5 protein-coding genes are annotated in these 2,349 nt (G+C 31.2%); 1 reads left to right on the top strand and 4 read right to left on the bottom strand.

Translation table 11 applies throughout. The features are described 5' to 3' along the window. Positions 1 to 364, bottom strand: a 364-nt coding sequence (locus C4E06_RS10735; RefSeq protein WP_157951144.1) for a DUF2808 domain-containing protein, incomplete at its 3' end; no start/stop codon positions are given. 121 nt (positions 365 to 485) lie between these two features. Between C4E06_RS10735 and C4E06_RS10730 the strand changes: the two genes are divergently transcribed. Continuing rightward, positions 486 to 1,238 (top strand): class I SAM-dependent methyltransferase, encoded by a 753-nt coding sequence (locus C4E06_RS10730; protein WP_107668049.1) that lies wholly within the window; start codon positions 486 to 488, stop codon positions 1,236 to 1,238. A gap of 89 nt (positions 1,239 to 1,327) precedes the next feature. Here the strand turns inward: C4E06_RS10730 and C4E06_RS10725 are convergent, their stop codons facing one another. From C4E06_RS10725 to C4E06_RS10715, 3 genes are all read right to left on the bottom strand, one after another. After that, complete coding sequence (locus C4E06_RS10725) at positions 1,328 to 1,525, bottom strand: N-acetyltransferase (RefSeq protein WP_107668048.1); 198 nt, start codon at positions 1,523 to 1,525, stop codon at positions 1,328 to 1,330. Between the two features lies 1 nt (position 1,526). Beyond that, on the bottom strand, positions 1,527 to 1,847 hold the full coding sequence (locus C4E06_RS10720) for a hypothetical protein (protein ID WP_107668047.1): 321 nt from the start codon (positions 1,845 to 1,847) through the stop codon (positions 1,527 to 1,529). Position 1,848: 1 nt separating this feature from the next. Further along, on the bottom strand, positions 1,849 to 2,349 hold a 501-nt coding region (locus C4E06_RS10715), incomplete at its 5' end, for a polysaccharide deacetylase family protein (protein WP_107668046.1).

Here is a 2,349-nt window from a genome sequence, read left to right as displayed (position 1 = left end):
TGGTCATGGTTTCTGTGGTTTTATCCCAAGTCGTTTCTTCAATAGTTAAAGGGTTATCTCGATGATTTGGTGTTCCTTGAAAGGCAATGGTGTCTTTAGGATAATAGTCAATTTCTTCAAATCCTTGACGCTTATTAATGGTGATTGTTTTTAAAGCTTCTCCACTTTCATTGGGTAACTCAATAGTATAGTAATATCTGGGACTACCAACCCTCGCACCTCGATAAGTTGTCATCACATCAACAAGACGAGGAGAACGACTAAAATAACTAATCGATGATTGATTTTCTTGGGCAATGATAGGAGATAAACCAGCCGAAACACTCATTAAACCAATCGAAACACCCCAAAATAGTTTATTCATTATTTTAAGTCCTCTTTAATTCAAAATCTTTCAAACATTGATCACGAAAATTTCTGTTAGTTTCATGTTAAGCTATAATCTAATTATAACTAATTATTTTTTAAGCAATACTAAAAACTTTATGAAGCCTTTAAAAATCTTGCTCTTTAGTTTAACCTTGTTAGTGGCTTTTCTTCTCTTAGGTAGTCAATTTTTGACTTACGATGCTTCTATTATCTCTGAAAAGAATAGCAGTCCTTATTATGACTATCATGCTTTACATAGTCGAGATGGAATTGGAAAATTTTATTTAGGCCGAGAAATTGCTAAAGTAATGGGACATCAAGAATTTTTATGGTTAGAAAGACCGAGTAGAGAACAACAAGAAAACCCCCAAAAACTTCTTGAAGTATTAAACATAAAACCCACAGATACTATTGCGGATATTGGTGCAGGAAGTGGCTATTTTTCCTTTCGTCTTGCTTCCTTAGTTCCGGATGGTAAGGTTTTCGCCGTTGATATTCAACCAGAAATGTTAGATATTATTGATTTTTTCAAAAAAGAAAATGAAGTTAACAATATAGAAACAATTTTAGGGACTATAAAAAATCCTAATTTACCTAAGAATATGGTTGATATTGTCTTGATGGTAGATGCTTATCACGAATTTGAATATCCTAGAGAAATGATGGACAATATTGTTACATCTTTACCCCCTGGGGGAAAAGTTATTTTAGCAGAATATCGTCGTGAAAACCCTTTAATTCCTATTAAAACCTTACATAAAATGACTGAAAAACAAGTCAAAAACGAAATGGATTTTGTAGGATTAACCTGGGAAAAAACTGAAGAAATATTACCCCAACAACATCTAATTTTCTTTACAAAAATCTAAGTCTGTTGAATTATTCAGTTAATATACATTGCATTAATTTCATTCCACCATAATGAGGCATCAGAGGATGAAAATCAATCTTAACTTGTTTAAATTCTTGAAAAACCTTGACGTTTATAAAATTCAATAGCAGTCATATTATCAGACCAAACGTTTAAAGTCAGTAGAGAAATGTTTTGTTTTTTTGCTTGGTTTTTAACCTCATTTATTAGTTGAGTTCCTATCCCTTGTTTTCTATAATCCTTATGAACCGCTAAAGTATTAATATAAAAACCTTCTTTGATCATACTAGAAAATAAATCGTTTAACCCAATTCAATTTTTTTTTTGATAAAAACTCTTTCATTTCTGGAGTAACAACTTGCTCTTTTGGGTCGGTACTTTTAATAATACCAATAATTTTATTGTTTAATTCTGCTACTTGTGTATTAACATAAGATAAAGTTCCTGTTTCTTGTTGTATCTCTGAAGCTAAAACATTTTCTAAGGTATTATTTTTAAGTAAATCTTCTAATAAAAACTCAAAAATTCCTCCCCCTGCAATAATGGTTAACTGGGCAATTTCTAAGGAATCATCGGGAGTAGCAGCACGAAAAATAACATTATTCATATTAATTAGTAGAAAACATTTCAGATAACGTAACGATACGATAACCCCTTTTTTTAATCTCAGGAAGAATCTTTTTTAAGGTTTTATTCGTTCTTTCTCCCCACTCTCCTGAGTGACCATCTTTAGCACTATCATGTAACACAATAATAGCACCAGGCCGTAAATTTGCTAAAATCTGATAACTAGCAAAATCAGAAGATGGGATATGAGTATCATAGGGAAAAATTGAACCTAAAACCGTCTGATAATTATATTTTTTGACGATATCTAATATTTTGGAATTATACCAACCTCCACCTGGACGAAACCACCTAACCTTTGATGAATTATTCAATAAAAATTGATTCAATGTTTTATCTGCTGTTAAGAATTCTTCTTCAAAGTCTTCTCTTGTTAACAAAATACTTTTCTCATCTTTAACCATGTGGTTGCCAATTTCATGACCATTTTTAATAATATCCTGTACAATTAATTCATTATCTTTGATTCGTTCACTAATTAG

Origin of the sequence: Cyanothece sp. BG0011, assembly GCF_003013815.1 — a bacterium.
In the GTDB taxonomy this organism is placed as follows: Bacteria; Cyanobacteriota; Cyanobacteriia; order Cyanobacteriales; family Microcystaceae; genus Crocosphaera.
The sequence above is the reverse complement of the archived record's forward strand: the minus strand, read 5'-3'. Positions and strand labels throughout refer to the sequence as shown.

Coding starts and splice junctions, on each gene's coding strand:
- C4E06_RS10730 (WP_107668049.1), top strand. CDS start 486: ATGAAGCCTTTAAAAATCTTGCTCTTTAGTTTAACCTTGTTAGTGGCT.
- C4E06_RS10725 (WP_107668048.1), bottom strand. CDS start 1,525: ATGATCAAAGAAGGTTTTTATATTAATACTTTAGCGGTTCATAAGGAT.
- C4E06_RS10720 (WP_107668047.1), bottom strand. CDS start 1,847: ATGAATAATGTTATTTTTCGTGCTGCTACTCCCGATGATTCCTTAGAA.